The sequence below is a fragment of the Maridesulfovibrio sp. genome, from assembly GCF_965230075.1.
In the GTDB taxonomy this organism is placed as follows: Bacteria; Desulfobacterota; Desulfovibrionia; order Desulfovibrionales; family Desulfovibrionaceae; genus Maridesulfovibrio.
Genome location: NZ_OZ245945.1, coordinates 1,519,615 through 1,538,364, shown reverse-complemented (window position 1 = coordinate 1,538,364; position 18,750 = coordinate 1,519,615). Strand labels below are relative to the sequence as shown.

Genomic DNA, 18,750 nt, shown 5'->3' with positions numbered 1-18,750 from the left:
TAATTCACCCCCCTGTTTTTTATATATGTTACCTGCTAAAGTGCAATAAAATGTCCTCCTCCATTCTGGCTGAGGTCTGCACAGTTTTTTTAAAATAAAAGAGGATAGCATGATAAAAAAGATACTACTTCATCTTGGTACGGATATAGACACTCCCCTTATTAAACACACCCTTGATTTTGCAGACAAAAGTGGAGCAGAACTTACCGTTCTTCATGTTTTTGAAAATCCCAAAACATCAGTGCTGGACTACTTCAACACTCAGGGAAAAGACCTAAAAAATTATATCCTCGACGGACACAATGCCAATCTAAGGGCTGCTCTGGAAAAAGAAAATATCGAACAAAACCGGATAGGATTCTCAACCCGTTGGGGCAAAGGGTTTATTGAATGTATCAAAGCGGTCAACGAAGAAAAATACGATCTGGTCATCTGCCCCCCGGCTAAGCAGGACAAGGCCCCGGACAGCACGGTTATGCACTTATTGCGAAAATGCCCCTGCCCGGTCTGGGTCCACCATGGTCACCTCTGGCGTGGAGCGGTGAGAATTCTCGCCGCAGTCGGACCATTTGACAATTCACCGGGCAACGAGGCCCTAAACCGCAACATCCTCGCACATGCAGCAGAACTGAATCGTGTTCTCGGCGGTAAACTTCATGTCATGCACTGCTGGAAAGGCTATCTCGAAAGTGTCACGGCCAACCCGTATTTTTCTGAATCAGAAGTGGAAAAATATCTGGACTATGAAAAAAACAGCAGCGAAGAAGCTTTCAAAAATATCTTTGACGCTGCTAATTTTCAGGAAAAACCACGTAAAGTAATCATGCACGGTGACCCCGGAACACTGATTCCTGAATACGCACTGGAAAAGAAAATGGATATAGTTGTCATGGGTAGCGTGGCCCGCTCCGGCATAGCCGGACTACTCATCGGCAATACCGCGGAAAAGGTAGCCATTTCTCTCACGGAATCATTGCTGGCCATCAAACCGGCCGGTTTCGTCTCTCCTGTAAAATGATTCTACCCCAACAAAAATCACCCCCCGATTCGTAAGAACCGGGGGTTTTATTGTCGAAATCAAGAACTACTTGTCATTCATCTTCTTGCCACAAACAGTCCTTTTCACAACAGGCTTGGATTTTACACCGCCCATCGGTTCAAAATGCTCCGCAACTTCTGCTCCATCAGCATAATCAACACACATCCCGACCTTGAAATGCTGCAATTTACCCTGCGGATTCTTCACATAACAATCTTTCTTACAAACGTACTTCAATTACCCACCAGCCTTAAATGTTGGTCTGATCATCCATAATCAGGTAGCCGCTAACCTTTCCGGCAGTGGCGTTGCTTCCGCTCACAGTAAAGGAAAGTCTCAGAAATCCCTTGTGCGATACAGGGAGGGAAGGCAGAGGAAAACTATAGCCCTGCTTAAGCTCTGCCACAGGAATGGAGCCGGATTCAAACAGGGTATCAAAAAGGGAAAAATCCTCAGCACCGGAAGCCTGCACACCCACGCGCAGACTGGTCAGGCTAGCAAAATCCTCACCGTCAACCATAACCTTGAGCCTGACATTACCGCCGGAGCCGCAATCCTCACCTACATTGATTACATTCTGGGACACCGCGCTTGCAGAAACGGCCTGCTCCTCACAAAAACAAAGTTCTTTATCAAGGTACATATTATTTACTCCTTTTGGTTATGCACTAATAGCTGCTTCAGTGTTGAGAATGGAATCCACGCGGCGCACAGGGCAGCCCCAGAAAGTGGTTACGGGCTTGCCTTCCCAGTTCTCGGTCTTAAGCATGACGTTGTTTTTGTCGGACGCTTCAATATCGAGCTGGGTTTTCACAGTCTGGTTGCAGTAGATGGCAGTCCGGCCCATGTTGGTATTGGGGATCATGTTCAGACCTTCGATCAACGCATGGCGCAGGGAATTGGAACCAAGGTTCTTGGGGTCAATGGAGGCAATACGCACCACATAACGCCAGTCACGGACTACAAGGCCGGGTGTCCACTTGTAATGGGTACGCAGCCCCTGATACTTGCCTCCGTTGGCATCTTCGAGGGTAACTTCACCGAGATCCTTGTGGCTCAAGCCATTGGAGCTGCCTTTAGGGAAAGTAAAATGCACAGTCTGATCCGACCAGCACACAATCCAAATGGATGTGCAGTTGTTACCTGTGCCGCCAAAGTTGATGACATTCTTGTCCTCAAGGGAATTGAAACGGGGCGCAAGACCAAGAAATTTTTCAGGCTCCAGCGCGGTATCACCATACACAAAGGTATCGGCAAATTCCTTGTTCATTGCTTCAAGGAAAGCACGCTCTTCGGAAGTTCGAAAATTGGAGGAATGACCATTAAGATCGGAAAGAGCCTTGTCCATTTCCGCATAGGATTCAAGCATGCCGCAGGTGTCATCGATCTGTTTGGTGCGCGACTTACTGGGCTTGATGCCGTAGTTAAGCTTACGCCAGCTTACGGTAGGAAGGTCGGTACGCACAGTAGTACGGTGACCGGTAGGCAGGTTGCCCTCGACCCATGCTGCATCATCAAGAATTTCATTAGTATGGGCCAGAACTTCGGTGATCTCGGAGACCTTGCCGTTAGGATCAAGACGTCCGCCCCAGTCGGAAAGGGTAAGTGCGTTCATACCAAGAGTTGCCATAATTAATTCTCCTTACGAGATTCGGCCCTCTTGGGAGCTCTTGATGTAATGGACGCTTTGAGCGTTCAGAAATATAATACGCTAAGCGTTTTGGTTAAATGGGTTGGTTGGGATACAGGATTTCCCCGATAGTTTTCTTGCGGGGAGTGTTCCTGTTGCTGTCCACATAGGAGTCTTCGGTGAGCCGCCTGCCGACATTGTAAAATGCCTTAACCACTTCAGGGTGACAGGAAAATCCGGATTCCCTGATCATCTTCGCAAGGGCCGGGGAAGCAAAAGCCTGCAGGGCTTTATTGGCTACCCCCATATTCTTGCGGTAATTGTTGCCGTGCCAGCCGGGTAGTGCGCGGGTCTGGCGCTCCCATTCACCCGTCTGGGTCTGGTAATCATGAGACCGGGCTGCTTCAAGGGAATTATGAAAATCCACCAGTTTCTGGGCCATCTCACCGCTGACCCCGTTCTCGTGGGCAAACTGCCGGAACTGATGATCCACATACGGATCAATCCCATCCGGCATTCCGTAATCCAACTCATACGCTTCAGGCGCACCGGGGACCGGACTTTCAATCAGCTGCTCGGCTTCTTCAATGACAGCCCCCTCCTGTTCTTCAAGGGTCTCATCATCCTGTAAAAAATCTCCGCCGAGAACAGGTTCTGCCACCTCATCTTTCATCTTTGCCTTTGGAGAATAATGATCCGGCTGCGGATCATCACCAACCGGAAAATCCATCATTTTATTTCCTCCTCTTCATTTCTCATTTGCTCAGCCCGCTCACGAATGATGGAAAGGTAGATTTCCTCATCAGCAGTGATCACCGGACCAAGAACATTTTCAATCACAAAATCATGAACAGCCACATTACGGTAGATATCTTTCTCACTGGCGAACAAGATAGCATTCACTCCCCCCTGTTCCAGCAAAAAGGTGAAGACCCTCTTGCCGTGCGGAGTGTTGAATGTGCTCCGCACATCGGAGAGAAACTGTTCGTTGATCCTGCGCTGCTCATCACAGACCTTTTCAGCCGCGCGCTGCTCATCCTCCAGAAAACCGGAGTCCGTTGTCATTAAATCCTGCCTCCTTATTCAAAATAGACTATATTTCTAAGGTGATGCGGTTCGTGAAACAACCTCATCCGCCCCTTCGAAATACATAATATGCATCAGGGCGGACCTGAGTCAGATGACTCAGGTCCGCCCTGTGTATTTTCCAAAATTTCCCCCCCCTCAAAACAACCAACCATATTGGTAGGATTTTCTCTATTAATATGGTTTTATAATTTAATTTCCCGTAAAATAATAAATAATGACTTCCAAACAATCCATCCGGAGAAACAGTGAGTCCAACTAAACACCCCCACAAATCCTTAAAAATCGGTCTGATCACTGGCGGAGTCCTACTGATTACAATCGTCTGTATATCTTCCTTTTTCATGATCAAGCAATACCGAGCTGAATTTGAAAAAGTGCGCCAGCAGAATATGTTCATTGCCAAGCTTGTCGCCTACCACACCATTGATACTCTGGAAGGCATCAATCAGATGCTGCACACTATTCACAACGCTATAAACATTGCCCTTGATGACCACGCTGGAGATATCGACGACCATCACTCTCACGACTATATTGTTGAAGATCTGCTCCAAAGAAGCCGTAAATTCAATCCTTTCGTATTAAACCTGATTATTTCGGACATTAATGGAAACATACTGCACAGGGCAGGTAAACCCACTCCATCCGAAATCATCGAAGAGATAAAGATCAAAACCCATATACCTGACCTGCAGGAGAACAACTTCTATGTCAGCGGAATTTTCCACAAGAATAGACAAGAAGAGAGCCCTTACTTTGAAGTAAGCGTTGGATTTAAAAACAAACAGGGAAAACTTGGACTGATCTACACAGCACTCATTGATTACAATCACTTTAAAAAAGACTTTGCCCAGCTCGGAATACCAGAAGGGACCACCATCGCACTGGGGACCTGCGACGGCAATATTCTAATGCGCCTGCCGGATACCGGCATTGCTCTGAAGAACTACGAACCTCTTAAAGAACTCTGGGCCAGCTGCAAGGACAATGGAACCAACTCAATAAAATCTCCCTTCGATAAAAAACAACGGGAAATAGTTTTCACACGTGTAGGGGACTACCCATTTATTGCTTTTGCCTCTACCAGCGAAGAAATAATCCTTGCAGAATGGTGGCTCTATTTCTGGATCATGTTAGCCGGTCTGGCTATTCTGATAATCTTCTCAAATGTAGCCTTTACCCTTTTCGCTAAGCACCAAAAACAGTCAATTCTCTATCAGGATCTACTGCAGGAACAGGCTATGCTGGACCCGCTCACCAAACTACCTAATCGGCGTAAATTTACTCCCATCTTGGAGCGTGAATTCAGCCTTGCCCGCAGGCACTCACGTCCACTGGCCCTGCTGATCGTAGACATCGATCATTTTAAACTGATCAACGACAAACATGGTCATGACCGCGGTGACATCGTACTGGTCAACGTAGCCGAAACAATGCAGCAGCTCTGCCGCCAAACAGATATCTGCTGCCGGCTGGGCGGTGAAGAATTTGCAATGCTGCTGAGCGAGACTGATTACAAAGGAGCTGCCAGCACAGCGGAAAAAATCCGAAACTCCATTGAGCAATTACAGATTAACGCTGATGGCTTACAGCTCAACGTCACGGTTAGCATCGGCGTCAGCTGTTATGAGAATGGAGACAACCAGCCGAAAGAGATTATGCTCCGATCTGATGCAGCCCTGTATAAGGCCAAGCATATGGGCCGCAACTGCTGCTATACACAGACCCGTAACGAAACCATGAAAATTTAAGTCTAACTCCATATGCGATAGCTGCGGTTGTTTACGCAGAACTCCGTCTTGTACCTTCCAATAAAGATGTGGCATATGTCTATTACGACATTAATTACATGCAAAGTGAGCACACATGTTTATTGAAAATGAAATTAGCTTTGAAGCTATCAGCAACCTCTTCGGCAATGCCGACAATGAAGGCCGCGATTATCTTTTTGAATATGAAGTATACAACCTGCTGGCCAACTCCGGTGCGGAGACACCCCCGGCCGCTAATCTGCTCCCGCGTGGTGCACGGTTTTCAGATGAGGAACTGACCTCTATTCCGGGAGAAAAAGCAGTACTGAAAATAGTTTCCCCGACTATCGTCCACAAAACGGAAGTTGGAGGAGTACGCATTGTAAAAAAAGAACCGTCCAAGATCCGCTCCGCCGTTCGCGGCATGATGTACGAAGTACCCGAAAACTTCGCCGCATATATTGAAAGAGATCCAGACCACGCCCCGGAAGAATACAAAGGATTACACGGTGAATCCCTGATCAAAGCCATCAGCCGGGACCTCAAGGGAGTGCTGCAAGTACAATTCATGCCACCGGATTCCGATTCCTTCGGGAATGAACTGATTGTAGGACTCCGCCGGACCCGTGAATTCGGCACCATCATCAGTGCTGGGCTTGGCGGAACAGACACCGAACTTTATGCCGAACGGTTTCGTAAAGGACAGGCTATTGTTGCCGCATCCGTACAAATGGTCGATGGGCAATCCTTTTTTCAGCTCTTTAAAAATACCATCTCATATAAAAAACTGGCCGGACTAACTCGCGGACAACGCCGGATAGTTACGGATGAACAGCTCATTGAATGCTTTGATTCCTTCATTGAGATGGGTAAATATTTTTCACCTTCCAATCCCAAGGCAGAATTCGTCATTGATGAACTGGAAATCAACCCCTTTGCCTTCACTGAATACCTCATGGTTCCACTGGATGGATTGTGCCGCTTTTCAAGACCGGACAAGATGCCATTGGCCCGTCCGGTCAAGAAAATCCATAACCTGCTCCACCCGAAGAAAATCGGCATCATCGGAGTTTCCTCTACCCGCCGGAACTTCGGGCGAATCATCCTCGATAATGTTCTGGCAGAAGGATATGCCAAAGAAGATGTGGTCGTAATTCGTGAAGGATGCGAGGAGGTAGACGGCGTGCTCTGTGTTCCAAGCCTTGACGCACTGGACTACCAACTTGACCTGTTCGTGGTTGCCATTGCTGCCCAGTATGTCCCAGACCTCGTGGATAAGGTAATTGAACTGGACTGCGCCAAGAGCGTCATGCTCATCCCCGGAGGCATGGGTGAAACTGAGGACAGCAAAGAACGTGCGGAACAAGTAATAACCAGCATCAATGAAAAACATGCTGAAGAAGACGGAGGACCGGTATTCATCGGAGCGAACTGCATGGGAGTGGTTTCCCGCCCCGGCGGTTACGATACATGGTTCATTCCTGACGAGAAACTGCCCAAAGACCGCAACGCTCCATACCAGCGCGCAGCCCTGATCAGTCAGAGCGGGGCCTTCATGGTCTTCCGGTCCAGCCAATGCCCGGAACTGAATCCTGCATATATGGTTTCCATGGGTAACCAGACTGACCTGACCCTTGGAGACATGGTTCATTACTTTAAGGATTCAGAAGAAGTGGATGTCATTGCGGTATACGCTGAAGGCTTCAATGACCTTGACGGTTTGGAATTCTGCACGGCCGTACGTCAGGCAGTAATGAACGGCAAGGAAGTAGTCTTTTACAAGGCGGGAAGGACCCCGGAAGGCAAAACTGCCACCAGCGGACATACCGCATCACTGGCCGGAGACTACATGGTCTGCGAAAGCTGCGTACGTCAGGCCGGAGCAATCGTGGCTCGTACTTTTCAGGAATTTCAGGACCTGTTCATGCTGGCAGAAAAACTGAGCGGTAAAACCATTTGCGGCGACAGGCTTGCAGCAGTCAGTGGAGCCGGATTCGAAGCTGTGGGCATGGCCGATTCCATCCAGTCGGATGACTATGATATTGAATTGGCCCGGTTCAGCGAAGAATCGGTCAAAACTATCAACGAAATTCTGGAAGCTAAGAAGTTAAAATCACTGGTTACCATCCAAAATCCGCTGGACCTGACCCCGGGGTCAAACGACATGATCCATGCAAGTATGGCCGAAATACTCGCCAAAGATTCGGCTGTGGATTCCATTGTTATCGGGCTGGACCCGCTCTCCCCGTCCATGCACACCTTGGCCGAGCCGACAATTCCCGCTTTTTCAATGGAGGATGAAAATTCCCTCGGCAACCTGCTCATCCAAATTGTCAAAAAAAGCGACAAGCCGGTACTTGCTGTGGTGGATGGAGGTAGACTTTACGATCCATTAAGAGACAAGCTGCTTGAAAACGGTATTCCGGTCTTTCCGGTCTGCGACCGCGCTGTAGCGGCAATAGCCTTATATTCCAAGGCACGTATGCGTGCTGAAGTAATCCGGTTAGCGCACGGCTGCGATTAAATAGCACTAAAAAAGACAGGCCGTGGCTCAACAACGAACCACGGCCTGCATCTCTCAGGAGGAATGACTATCGAAATATGTTAATACTTATCGTTGTAACGATTGGATAGTTTATTTTCACGGCTGGTTTTTTCCACAACAACACAAGCCTTTTCAGCATTAGCAAAAAAGACATCTTCAACAAATCTTGCAATTCCACACAACCAGCACATAAACATAAAAACGCTCCTACAACTAAAAGTACAGTCAAAAATCATTTTTTAGATTTCTTTTTAAGAACTTACTTTCAGTGTACGCAGAAAAAACACCTCGTCAATGAGATTCAATTAATTCTTTTTTTCACATTTTATATTCACATTCATTAAACAACTGCAAGACATTAAAATTAAAAGCAAAACAAAACTGAATACTAATTCAATCACGTATAAAAAAGACCTATCAACAAAATAAGATGTGCGTCATTCCCCCAAGCCTAGTGAATTATATTCATTATACAAAAAACATCAAATTGCCCTATTCTCTATTCGACGCTCAAGCAATCCAGCACTCAATGGAATGATCAGAAAACCTGCCAGAAAGATGATCACCCCTTTCCAGCCCGCATATTCATATGCAAAGCCAGCTCCGGTAATACCCAGCCAGCCTCCGGTGTAGTAAAACAAAACATACAAGGCATTAGCTTTGCCGTGACTGCAGGTCAGCTTGCGGTTCAAAAGCACAACCGCCACGGTATGGATAGTAAAAAATCCCGCACAAACTCCCAGCAGACCGACAACAACAGCTGTAATTGACGGTAACAAAAGCAACATAAGCGAAGCTCCCAGAAGTACTGAGCTGGAAAGCAGCATCACTCCTCCCCCAAAACGGCTGCTGAGTCTGCCGGCAAGGGGGCCCAAAAAGATACCGAGGACATAGACTAGATAAACAAGAGTAATTGTCTCAGTGGAAAGGTCGAACGGAGATTGTGAAAGCCTGTATGGCAGATAGTTAAAAACAGGCGAAAAGATGAGCAGACTTCCGGCCCCGCATGCATAGATCAACAACAATTCTTTACGCTTAAACAGTGAAAAATACGTTTCCTTGCCATTGCTGGAGCGCACATCGGCAATCTCTTTCTCTCCGCTCGCTGGCAGGATAAGCACAGCCATTACAGTCGTGACCAAAATTAGCACAGAAGCTGTGGTAAACGCATATCTCCAATGCAGAGGAGGATGAATCCAACCTCCAAGAAGCCTGCCTCCCAATCCCCCCAGAATGGTGGCCGATACATATGATCCCATAACCACGCTTAATCGCTTGGCCGGAAGAGTTCGAGCCAGCCATGCGGCGATACTGGTAGTCAAGGCAGGAATGAAAAGTCCCTGCACCAGCCTTGAGCCTACCAACACAGTATAGTTATGAGTCAATGAACAGATGAAACCGCCAGCAGCAACAAAAATACCGCCAACAACAATTATAGGCTTGACCGGATATCTATCCGAAAGATAACCGAAAAACAGGTTGGAAAGCACAATTCCCAGAATGACAAAAGAAACAGCAAAAGAAGCTTGCACAGGACTTATTTGAAATTCTGACTGCAGAATCGGCAACACAGGTTGCGGAAGATAGATATTGGTAAAAGACGCTGAAACGAGAGCAAAAACCGCAAGTTGTATCTTAAGAAGAGTTTTCATCAGAGTTTCCTTCCCGGCAGAGGTGCTATCATCAAATACGCACATTAATTACACCTCTTATCATTGCTCCGCAAACAAATTCTCAGCTGACAACACAAATCCCCACCCAGAATACAGGGCGGGGATTTGTGTTTGAAACCAAAACTATTGCGATCTATTAATGCAAAATCAATTACTCCGTCCTGACCAAACGAAAGCCGTAAAAATACTCATGAGAATAATTGGGATGTCCGTAATAGCGAGTAAAAACGAAACCGCTCTTTGGACCGTCATCCCAACTCCCTCCACGGAGCACGCGTTTCCTGCTGGCACTGTTTGCAGCCAAAGGATTCTTTTTTGCATGCTTAGAATAGGCATCCTTATCATACCAATCCGCACACCACTCCCAGACATTGCCGCTCATATCATAAAGTCCAAACCCGTTTGGCGATAAGCTTCCCACATCATGGCTACGCCCTCTGCTATTAAGGTGGTGCCATGACACCAAATCCGGCTTATTTCCCCCAGCATACCAGTAATTATGTCCACTCCGGGCCGCATACTCCCACTCAGCCTCGGTAGGCAGGCGGAACTTCCCCTTCCCTTTACCTGACAGCCATTTTGCAAAAGCAGCAGCACTGTTCCATGAGACATTAACCGGCTGCTTGGCTCCATTTAAGTTTTGCCCTTTAAAAGCAGCACTGAAATGACCCGAACGATATTTCCTGAACTGAGCATTGGTGACTTCATATTTACCCATCCAAAATCCGTCTAAACAAACCTTGTGAACAGGCTTACTTCCTGCCCTTTCTCTTCCCATCATAAAACACCCATCCGGCACCCAGACAAACTGCATACCCGTTGTCGGTTCGGTCCAGACCTGCCCTGCTTTGGGAATCATGCCGTATTTAGATGGCTTAGCCGGAGACTCGGCATGCTTTTTCTTCTGCGTTTGCTTCCGAAACTCAAGATTAATGTATTCGTCGGGATTAGCCGCGAGGACAGGAGTTGCCAGAGAAAATAAAATGATAAGAAGAAAAAAATTACGCAGCATTTTACTTCGCCCTCACCAATCGAAAGCCAAAGTGATAATTACGTGCATCATCGCGGTCACTGGCATAACGCGTTGAACATTTTGAATTATCATATACATCGCTCCAACTGCCGCCACGCACAACGCGTTGCTTGCCCTTACCTGAATGCAGCGGATTAATCCGCGAATGTCCTGAATAAGCTTTGCGATCGTATGTATCTTCGCACCATTCCCAAACATTACCTATCATGTCGTACAGGCCATAACCGTTGGGTTTGAATTGTCCAACAGGGGCCACAAATTTATATAAATCATTACAAACACCCAAATTGCTGCGTAATGAAGATTCGTCAATTACATTGGCGTAAATACAGATAGACTCATTGGAATCCCCCCAATACCATTTCCCGGTCATCCCGGCACGAGCCGCATATTCCCACTGGGCTTCACTGGGTAGGCTAAATCCACCCCGCCCCATTACATTAAATTTTTGAATAAATTTTTTGGCGTCATTCCATGAAACCTGCTCCACAGGATTCCTATCCCCTTTAAAATATGCCGGATTATTCCCCATGACTTTCTTCCATTCAGCCTGAGTAACTTCATATTTACCCATCCAGAAACCGTCCAAGCAGACCTGATGCCTAGATGTTTCCCAGCCTGCCTCTTTCTTATCGCCCATCATGAAACAGCCGGACGGTATCCAGACAAACGTCATACCCGTTACCGGATCACTCCAACTGGTTCCGGGCTTAGGTTCATTTCGCTGGGATGCGAGCCGAAAACCTTTCGGTAAAGATATCGTCGATGGTTTAGCTTGACCGGATGTCGACAATTTCTCCTTCTCCCGCCCTTGACCGTCCAATCGGAACTTAAGATCAATAAACACATCCGGCTCAACCGCATGACCCGGAACAGCCATGAAAAGCATCAATACAAGCAAAAACAGGGTACGCAGCATATCACTTCACCTTACAAAGCTTGACCTTGGTCTTTGTGCTGACCTGCGGATTCTGGTCCAGATCAAGGGCTTGCAACTTAGCCTTGGCGTAATTAAAAGCTTCCAGCGTATCCACCCAGCCGCTACCGTCACTATCCCCCTCGCCAAGCATTGCCTTCATGAAAAAATAGCTGAATGCCCCCTGTCTGCCGGACGGATACTCTTCAGCAGGACGGTCCGCTGCGGATGCCGTAATGACCTGCTTCTTTGAAGAGAGAAAAGACTTCTTTACCTTTGGTACAATTAACTTCATGCCTGTTGCCGACTTAGGCCCCGAGAAACAGGCATCGATAATCATGACCACATTCCGGTTCTTGATGCGGCCGAACTGTTGATCCAGCTCCTTCATAGATATGGCGGTACGGGAACTAATACCCGAGAGAATAGCTTCACTGGGTACTAACAGCCCATCTGCAAAACCTTTCCTGTCCGCAGTCAGTACAGGTGAACCGTGTCCTGAAAAATAAAAAACGATCTTTGCACCGGGATTTAGCCTTGCCTTTTTATCCAGCCAATCCACAGCATTTATAATATTGCCGTAGGTAGCTTCACCATTTAAAAGCAATTTCACGTGCGCACTGTCATTCTTGAACCCGGCCTTACGGGTCAGCAGATTATACATCTGCTTCGCATCATTATCTGCGTAACGAGGCCCCTTTATATTCCGGTATTTACGGATTCCTACGATCACGGCATAGGCTTTGTCTGTTGTTTTTGCAGTCTGCTTTGTTCCCCGAATCTTCAAAGCCTCTGAATAAGTACCGGCTACGGCAGAAACTCCGGCCCCTTGCGCACTGGCAACCTGATCGGGAAGCGGTTCCGGCAACGGAATCAGCGAATCATCACCAAGGGCAACGGCCATTTTGGAAACCTCTTCGCTGAACAACGGTACTCCAGAAAATTCATGAGAAAGTTCAGCCATCCCCTGCAAAGCCAATTCCTTGTCACCACGACGGAACAATTGCCACTGCTGCTCAACCATATACCCGGCTGCTTTCTTCTTCTCACCGGACAACAAGCTCTGGCGTGCGGAGACATACTTCATGGCTTCGCGATATTTCCCTTTGCGATAATAACATTCCAATCTGAGACGGGCTGAACTTTTATCCTTGCCCCCCGCCTTAAGGGCCCATTTTTCAGCAAGATCATAACGCCCAAGTTTGAAGGCCAGCCAGCCAACTGTGGCTGCATCCTTTGCAGTTCCGGACTTTTCTGCCAACGGAGCAAGGATTTCATAGGCTTTGTCCGGACGTTTGTACTTGTAATACATGACTCCCAAGTTATAGCTAATGGCCTTATCATCCGGGCACATCTTGGAAGCCCTGATCATGCTGGAAAGTCCTTTTTTCATATCCTTCTGAAAAGTTTTCACAGCAACATCAGCCAATGTCCTAGCCCCAAGGCATAGATCTTTAGCCAAAACATTTCCTGACATAACGCCTAAGATCAAAAAAGAAATCAAAACGATACGCATATGTGACCTTCCGGCTTAAATCGTGATCAAAGAATATAAATCCCTACTGTTATCCTACCTTAATCATCACGATTAAACACGTGTTTTCTGCCGGAGTACGCCATAAACACAAAAACCCCGCTCTGTTGCCAGAACGGGGTTTTTGAATTTGGTTTGAATTAATTCTTGATTAGACTAGTTCAAATCAAATGCATCTTTTTTAAAAAAACAGTAAAACTCATCATCATTACGATAGAATTTCGCTATCTTATCCTTTAAAAACTTAAAAACACCATTAAATCTTTTTGATTTAACTAAAACATTATCCTCAACATACTGTTCTGCTTCAGCTATTGCGTTCACAGAGACGAAAAACAATAAAGTTAGTGCGAAATACAATTCAAGTGCCATTTCTTAGCTCCTTTTCAAAAGACGTTGAGAGAACCATACGCCTAAAAGTACCCTCGTCAACACTTTTTTATTAATTCTTTTTTTCACATTTAAATTTCATTTACGCCTATTTTCACAATCTCTATTTATTTTACATTTTGAAATAATAATTCCGTAATCTTTAAACACAAAAAGCCGCCACCTAATAGGTGACGGCTTCATATTTCAATAAAAACAACCTGCTATTGTTCTTTTTTTAACAAAGAAGCAATTCTAGTCCGGCCTTCATTCACAGCCTTCTCATAAGGCGTAAATCCTCGATTGCTCCTAATACCCAGACGAGCCCCACTTTCGAGCAACAGCTTGGCACCCTCATAGTTATTAGCCCAGACAGCGTCATGCAGAGGGGTAAAGCCATTTGAAGTTCCTTGGGCATCAACATCATAACCAGCTTCGATCAACAGCCTGATGACTTCGATATCATCCTGGAACATGGCTGCATGCAGGGCTGTTCCACCGAAGGAATCACGCTCATCAAAATCTACTCCATTTTTGAGCAAAATTTGTACCCTTTCAATCTTTCCCTTATATGCAGCTTTATGAATAGCATCCCCACTTTGAGCGGGAAACGGATAAAAGACAGCTGCACAACACAGAGCGAAAACAAATATAGACGCTAAAAATATTCTAATATTCATAGCCGACCTCTAGCTGTTCAAGCGTTTACCGAGTTCACGGGCCTGCTCAAGAGCCTCTTCCATACGATTTGCTTCAGGGAAAGCAATAGGATCACCGAGCCCGCGAATTGAATAAACTTCCGAAAATCCAAGATACTTAAAAAACAATGGATAGCGGTCCTGAATATCCGCATACATATCTTCCATCACAGCTCCCTGCGAAGTAATAAAGACAAACTTTACCCCTCTCTTAAGACGACTATAATTCCTCATCTTCTCTTCAATTACTCCGCCTTCAGGATCAAAGCCCTCGTGAAAGTCAGGCGCAAATAAATGATAGAGACGGTCAATAAAAATTTTAGCCTGACCACTCACATCTCCAAAATAGACTGGACTAGCCAAAACAAGCACATCACTATCGTGTATCTCTTCATAAACCGGGGCGAGGTCATCTTTAATGACGCAGCGCTCTGTTATACCCTTACATGACATACAGCCGATACAACCGCTGTTTTTCATTTTAGCCAATTCGTAAGTTTTGACTTCTGCCCCTTCTGCGAATCCATCACACAATGCATTAACTATGGCGTGGGAGTTCCCTTTCTTCCTGGCACTTCCATTGATTACCGTCACTTTCATTGCATCTCTCCTAAGTTTTGCTCTTATATGTGTATATACAAATTAAAAGTTACTTTTCTACCGAACCTGTGAAAATAGTCCTAACTTAACCACTTGAAGCTGGAATCAACCAAAAGTATGAAATGACATCACACAATTTTCCGAAGCAATTTTACGTTGACTTTATCAGTCCAGTCAGTAGAGCTTTGCTGACTTCAATAATTAAAGAGGGCTGCTGCCATGAAACAGGTAAAAGTACAGATCAAAATTAATCCCGGCCAGATCAATCTTCCCGATGCCATTCGCAAGGAAGCATTAAAAGCTGCCGGACTGCCGGATGATAAAAATATTTCTACTCGCGTGCTGCGCCGATCAATTGATGCGCGCTCCCGAAAACCGCACTTTGTACTTCAAGTTGCCATCGGCGACCCTGAAACAGTGGAACCGCATGAATCTGTATTTACTCCCCTGCCCCTGAACGACAAACAGGTCGTTATTGCCGGGGCCGGGCCAGCTGGATACTTTGCAGCCCTGACCCTGCTGGAGCACGGTATCAAGCCCATCATTATTGAACGCGGACGCACCGTAAATGACCGCCGCAAGGACCTGAAAAAGATTTACACCGAAGGACTGGTCAATCCGGACTCCAACTACTGCTTCGGCGAAGGCGGGGCCGGAACCTATTCCGACGGCAAGCTCTACACCCGGGCAACCAAGCGTGGTAATGTGGGCCGCATCCTTGATCTGCTCATTGCAAACGGAGCCCCCGGAGACATTCGCATCGACGCTCACCCGCACCTCGGCTCAAACGTCCTGCCGCGCATTGTAAGTAAAATGCGTGAAGACATTATTTCATGCGGCGGTGAAATTCACTTCAACACCCGTGTGGACTCTTTCATTCTTGAAGGTGACCGTATGGCCGGAGTCATTGCCGGAGGTAATGAAATCAAGGCTGACGCTGTAATCCTCGCTACCGGGCATTCAGCGCGGGATATCTTCCATGCACTTGCGGATCAGGACATTAGAATCGAAGCAAAGCCTTTTGCACTGGGCGTTCGCATTGAACACCCCCAGCCACTGATTGATAAAATTTTCTACCATCAGTCCCCGCGCCATGAGAACCTGCCAGCTGCCAGCTACCGCATATCAACACAGGCCATGGGGCGTGGAGTTTTCTCCTTCTGCATGTGTCCGGGCGGCTACATTGTCCCGGCCTCTACTGCTCCGGGAGAACTGGTATTAAACGGTATGAGCCTTGCCGCGCGCAATGCTCCTTTTGCCAACGCCGGACTGGTAGCCGAAGTTAGAATCGAAGATCTTGAAAATCCCGGAAATCCCTTCTGTGCACTGGAATATCAGGCCGCTGCAGAAAAAAGAATGTTCTCTGCCGGGGATGGCAGAACCCAGCAAGCACCAGCGCAGCGGGTCAATGACTTCATTGCCGGACGCGTATCTGAATCAATCCCCAAAACATCATATATTCCCGGAGTATATTCCGCCCCGGTACACGAACTACTGCCCTTCATCCAGTCAGAGGCATTGCGTAACGGACTTAAAGCGTTGGGCAAAAAATTCAAAGGATTCGATTCAAATGAAGCCAAAGTACTAGCGGTCGAATCTCGCACAAGTTCTCCAGTGCGCATCCCGCGTGACCGTGAAACATTGGAGCATGTGCAGATTAAGGGACTTTTTCCCTGCGGTGAAGGAGCAGGGTACGCAGGGGGAATCATTTCCGCTGCAATGGATGGAGAAAAGTGCGCACAGGCTGCCGCACGGCTGCTTGGCTAAAAAGTATTACTAAATCAACGAATCACCCTGACCAAATATCCCTTGGAAGTAATTGTGTCGGGTAATTTTATTTTCCAGCGTTTCATTTCCGGAGCACTGAAAAGCAATCGTCCATTTCTTCCAATTACTGGAGGAATGTTCTCAGTCTTTTCCCCGGCAAGAATCGTTTTAACAATTTTTAAAGCTTCACGACCCTGATCAACACCGGAAAGGACATAACCGCCAACGGCCTTGCCTTTTCCGACAGAAAAAGACCAGAGTCCAAAGACTGGAACAGATGAAAATTTTGACGTCCAAGCAAGGACTTCATCACTGGGGATATGACGCCCGTGCTCATCTCTGAAAATATGATAAAGGCCGAGAACAATACAGGGGTACCCCTCTGACGGAACAGCCTTTACTGCATCTTTCCAGTCTTCAAAAGATTTAATTAATTTAATATCTGTATGCACCCCAGAAACATCAAATGACAGTTTACCTCGCATATTCTCTTCCACAAAGACCCGCGAGCTAAGGCTGTCATCCATGAGAACCAGACACTTATCCATTTCCGGCCCAATAATTTCCTTAAGATACAAAATCGACCGCTTAACTAATGGCCGCTCCAATACCCCGGTAATCTTTCGAACATTATCCACATATCCCCGGGCATTACCGTTAATACCCAAAAAGACCACCGGGATATCACGATCTACAAGAAATTGTCCTAAAGATTTCAATGCGTAATCATCTGTGAGCACCACAACTTCAGGCTTTTGTTCAGCCAGAATAATTTTGACCGCCTCAACATTCCGCTCAGCCTGTTCTTTGCTAAGTCTTTTGAAATCGAGATAATGAAAAAAAACGTCTGCCTTGCCTGAAAGGCCTCTCTTTAAAATACCATTGTGTTCTTCCACCCATTTAAAATCACGATTATAACTGTTGACCACGACAACGGCCTTATTGCCGGCAATTGCTGAATCATACGGAAGAGCAAGAAATAACAACAAAAGAGCAAAGACTAAAAACTTAAGCCCCGACTTAATCTCCAAAAACATATTATATATATTTCGCACAGACATCACGGCAGATGTAACATAGCTTTAACCATCATTACAACCCACCGCTCTTACAGGTGCAGCTATTACAACTATTCCAATCACACCTTAAAAAACAGGCGGTCCGTTTCTTTTAAAACGGACCGCCTTTCAGTCAGTAAACACAGACTGCTGTCTGTTCAGGAGCGTTAACTTCCCCAAGTTACGCAAATATATTAGATGGAAGCTTTACGGCTTTCCTCAATATAAACTTCGCTGAGACGCTTAGTTACAGGGCCGGGTGTACCACCGTTAAGTTCCACTCCGTCAACTTCAATAACCGGAGTAACAAAAGAAGTAGCAGCGGTCATAAAAGCTTCAGCTGCATTCTGGGCTTCTTCAATGGTGAATGGACGTTCTTCAATTTCAACATCCAGTTCCTCAACAAGACGGAGTACGGACTTACGGGTAATACCGGGCAGAATGGAATTGGAAAGGTTACGGGTGATAATCTTTCCTTCCTTGGTAACAATGTAAGTATTGTTGGAAGAACCTTCGGTAACAAAACCATCTTCTACCATCCATGCATCATCCTTACCTTTCTTCTTGGCTTCAGTCTTAACCAGAGAAGCAGCCAGAAGCTGTACGGTCTTGATGTCACGACGGCCCCAACGGATATCAGGAACGGAAATTACACGCAGACCGGATTTTTCACCGGTAAGCTTCTTGGCCTGAGTAAAGAGAACCACAGTCTGCTCAAGACCTTCGGGCATAAAAAAATCACGGTCAGTAGCCCCGCGTGTAACCTGCAGGTAAATTGCACCCTCTTCAAGATTGTTGCGCTTGACCATTTCGCGATGAACTTCAAGAAGCTCGTCTGCGCTCATGGGCATCACCATACCGATTTCACCGAGAGAACGCTCAAGACGGCCAATATGACCTTCCCATTCACAGATTTTTCCATCCACAACAGCGGTCACTTCGTAGATACCGTCTGCAAACAGAAAACCGCGGTCAAAAACAGAAACCATTGCCTCTTCTTCAGGCACGTAAGCACCATTTACGTATACAATACGACTCATTTTATTCA

The 18,750-nt window shown here is 46.5% G+C and carries 19 protein-coding genes; 4 read left to right on the top strand and 15 right to left on the bottom strand.

Annotated features, from left to right (window positions below):
• The first annotated feature begins 109 nt into the window (after positions 1-109).
• A complete protein-coding gene (locus tag ACO05Z_RS06945; RefSeq protein ID WP_421901432.1) occupies positions 110-1,018 on the top strand; it encodes a universal stress protein in 909 nt (302 codons plus the stop codon).
• Positions 1,019-1,084: 66 nt separating this feature from the next.
• Here the strand turns inward: ACO05Z_RS06945 and ACO05Z_RS06940 are convergent, their stop codons facing one another.
• The 5 genes from ACO05Z_RS06940 to ACO05Z_RS06920 all read right to left on the bottom strand — a co-directional run bounded on the left by ACO05Z_RS06940 (position 1,085) and on the right by ACO05Z_RS06920 (position 3,734).
• Positions 1,085-1,276, bottom strand: coding sequence for a hypothetical protein (locus tag ACO05Z_RS06940; RefSeq protein WP_421901430.1), 192 nt, complete (start codon positions 1,274-1,276; stop codon positions 1,085-1,087).
• A gap of 13 nt (positions 1,277-1,289) precedes the next feature.
• Complete coding sequence (locus ACO05Z_RS06935; protein ID WP_421901429.1) at positions 1,290-1,682, bottom strand: Bbp16 family capsid cement protein; 393 nt, start codon at positions 1,680-1,682, stop codon at positions 1,290-1,292.
• A gap of 18 nt (positions 1,683-1,700) precedes the next feature.
• Positions 1,701-2,669: a major capsid protein gene (locus ACO05Z_RS06930; RefSeq protein WP_421901428.1), complete on the bottom strand. Its 969-nt coding sequence runs from the start codon at positions 2,667-2,669 to the stop codon at positions 1,701-1,703.
• A 94-nt stretch (positions 2,670-2,763) separates the two neighbouring features.
• On the bottom strand, positions 2,764-3,402 hold the full coding sequence (locus tag ACO05Z_RS06925; RefSeq protein ID WP_421901427.1) for an endoprotease: 639 nt from the start codon (positions 3,400-3,402) through the stop codon (positions 2,764-2,766).
• A complete protein-coding gene (locus tag ACO05Z_RS06920; RefSeq protein WP_421901426.1) occupies positions 3,399-3,734 on the bottom strand; it encodes a hypothetical protein in 336 nt (111 codons plus the stop codon). The genes ACO05Z_RS06925 and ACO05Z_RS06920 overlap by 4 nt, the downstream gene beginning before the upstream one ends.
• Positions 3,735-4,003: 269 nt before the next feature.
• On the opposite strand from ACO05Z_RS06920, the gene ACO05Z_RS06915 reads away from it, so the two are divergent.
• On the top strand, positions 4,004-5,509 hold the full coding sequence (locus ACO05Z_RS06915) for a sensor domain-containing diguanylate cyclase (protein ID WP_421901425.1): 1,506 nt from the start codon (positions 4,004-4,006) through the stop codon (positions 5,507-5,509).
• A gap of 115 nt (positions 5,510-5,624) precedes the next feature.
• Positions 5,625-8,033 carry an acetate--CoA ligase family protein gene (locus ACO05Z_RS06910; protein ID WP_421901424.1) on the top strand — a complete coding sequence of 803 codons (2,409 nt, stop codon included), beginning with the start codon at positions 5,625-5,627 and terminating at the stop codon, positions 8,031-8,033.
• Between the two features lie 80 nt (positions 8,034-8,113).
• Here ACO05Z_RS06910 and ACO05Z_RS06905 read toward each other — a convergent pair whose 3' ends face one another.
• From ACO05Z_RS06905 to ACO05Z_RS06870, 8 genes are all read right to left on the bottom strand, one after another.
• Entirely contained in the window at positions 8,114-8,251 is a 138-nt protein-coding gene (locus ACO05Z_RS06905; protein ID WP_421901423.1) for a hypothetical protein, read from the bottom strand.
• 285 nt (positions 8,252-8,536) lie between these two features.
• A complete protein-coding gene (locus tag ACO05Z_RS06900; RefSeq protein WP_421901422.1) occupies positions 8,537-9,706 on the bottom strand; it encodes an MFS transporter in 1,170 nt (389 codons plus the stop codon).
• 172 nt (positions 9,707-9,878) lie between these two features.
• The gene (locus tag ACO05Z_RS06895) at positions 9,879-10,739 is read right to left on the bottom strand and encodes a formylglycine-generating enzyme family protein (protein WP_421901421.1); all 861 of its coding nucleotides are present in this window, start codon (positions 10,737-10,739) and stop codon (positions 9,879-9,881) included.
• A gap of 1 nt (position 10,740) precedes the next feature.
• On the bottom strand, positions 10,741-11,679 hold the full coding sequence (locus ACO05Z_RS06890) for a formylglycine-generating enzyme family protein (protein WP_421901420.1): 939 nt from the start codon (positions 11,677-11,679) through the stop codon (positions 10,741-10,743).
• Position 11,680: 1 nt separating this feature from the next.
• A complete protein-coding gene (locus tag ACO05Z_RS06885; RefSeq protein WP_421901419.1) occupies positions 11,681-13,138 on the bottom strand; it encodes a caspase family protein in 1,458 nt (485 codons plus the stop codon).
• Between the two features lie 228 nt (positions 13,139-13,366).
• Positions 13,367-13,582, bottom strand: a complete 216-nt coding sequence (locus tag ACO05Z_RS06880) for a hypothetical protein (RefSeq protein ID WP_421901418.1) — start codon at positions 13,580-13,582, stop codon at positions 13,367-13,369.
• Positions 13,583-13,803: 221 nt separating this feature from the next.
• Positions 13,804-14,259, bottom strand: a complete 456-nt coding sequence (locus tag ACO05Z_RS06875; RefSeq protein WP_421901417.1) for an ankyrin repeat domain-containing protein — start codon at positions 14,257-14,259, stop codon at positions 13,804-13,806.
• Between the two features lie 9 nt (positions 14,260-14,268).
• Positions 14,269-14,877: a flavodoxin family protein gene (locus ACO05Z_RS06870; RefSeq protein ID WP_421901416.1), complete on the bottom strand. Its 609-nt coding sequence runs from the start codon at positions 14,875-14,877 to the stop codon at positions 14,269-14,271.
• Positions 14,878-15,096: 219 nt separating this feature from the next.
• On the opposite strand from ACO05Z_RS06870, the gene ACO05Z_RS06865 reads away from it, so the two are divergent.
• The gene (locus ACO05Z_RS06865; protein WP_421901415.1) at positions 15,097-16,644 is read left to right on the top strand and encodes an NAD(P)/FAD-dependent oxidoreductase; all 1,548 of its coding nucleotides are present in this window, start codon (positions 15,097-15,099) and stop codon (positions 16,642-16,644) included.
• Positions 16,645-16,658: 14 nt separating this feature from the next.
• On the opposite strand, the gene ACO05Z_RS06860 is transcribed toward ACO05Z_RS06865, so the two are convergent.
• Together ACO05Z_RS06860 and ACO05Z_RS06855 are read right to left on the bottom strand one after the other, a co-directional pair.
• Positions 16,659-17,573 carry an ABC transporter substrate-binding protein gene (locus ACO05Z_RS06860; RefSeq protein WP_421901414.1) on the bottom strand — a complete coding sequence of 305 codons (915 nt, stop codon included), beginning with the start codon at positions 17,571-17,573 and terminating at the stop codon, positions 16,659-16,661.
• Between the two features lie 323 nt (positions 17,574-17,896).
• Positions 17,897-18,742 (bottom strand): D-amino-acid transaminase, encoded by an 846-nt coding sequence (locus tag ACO05Z_RS06855; protein WP_421901413.1) that lies wholly within the window; start codon positions 18,740-18,742, stop codon positions 17,897-17,899.
• Positions 18,743-18,750 lie beyond the last annotated feature (8 nt).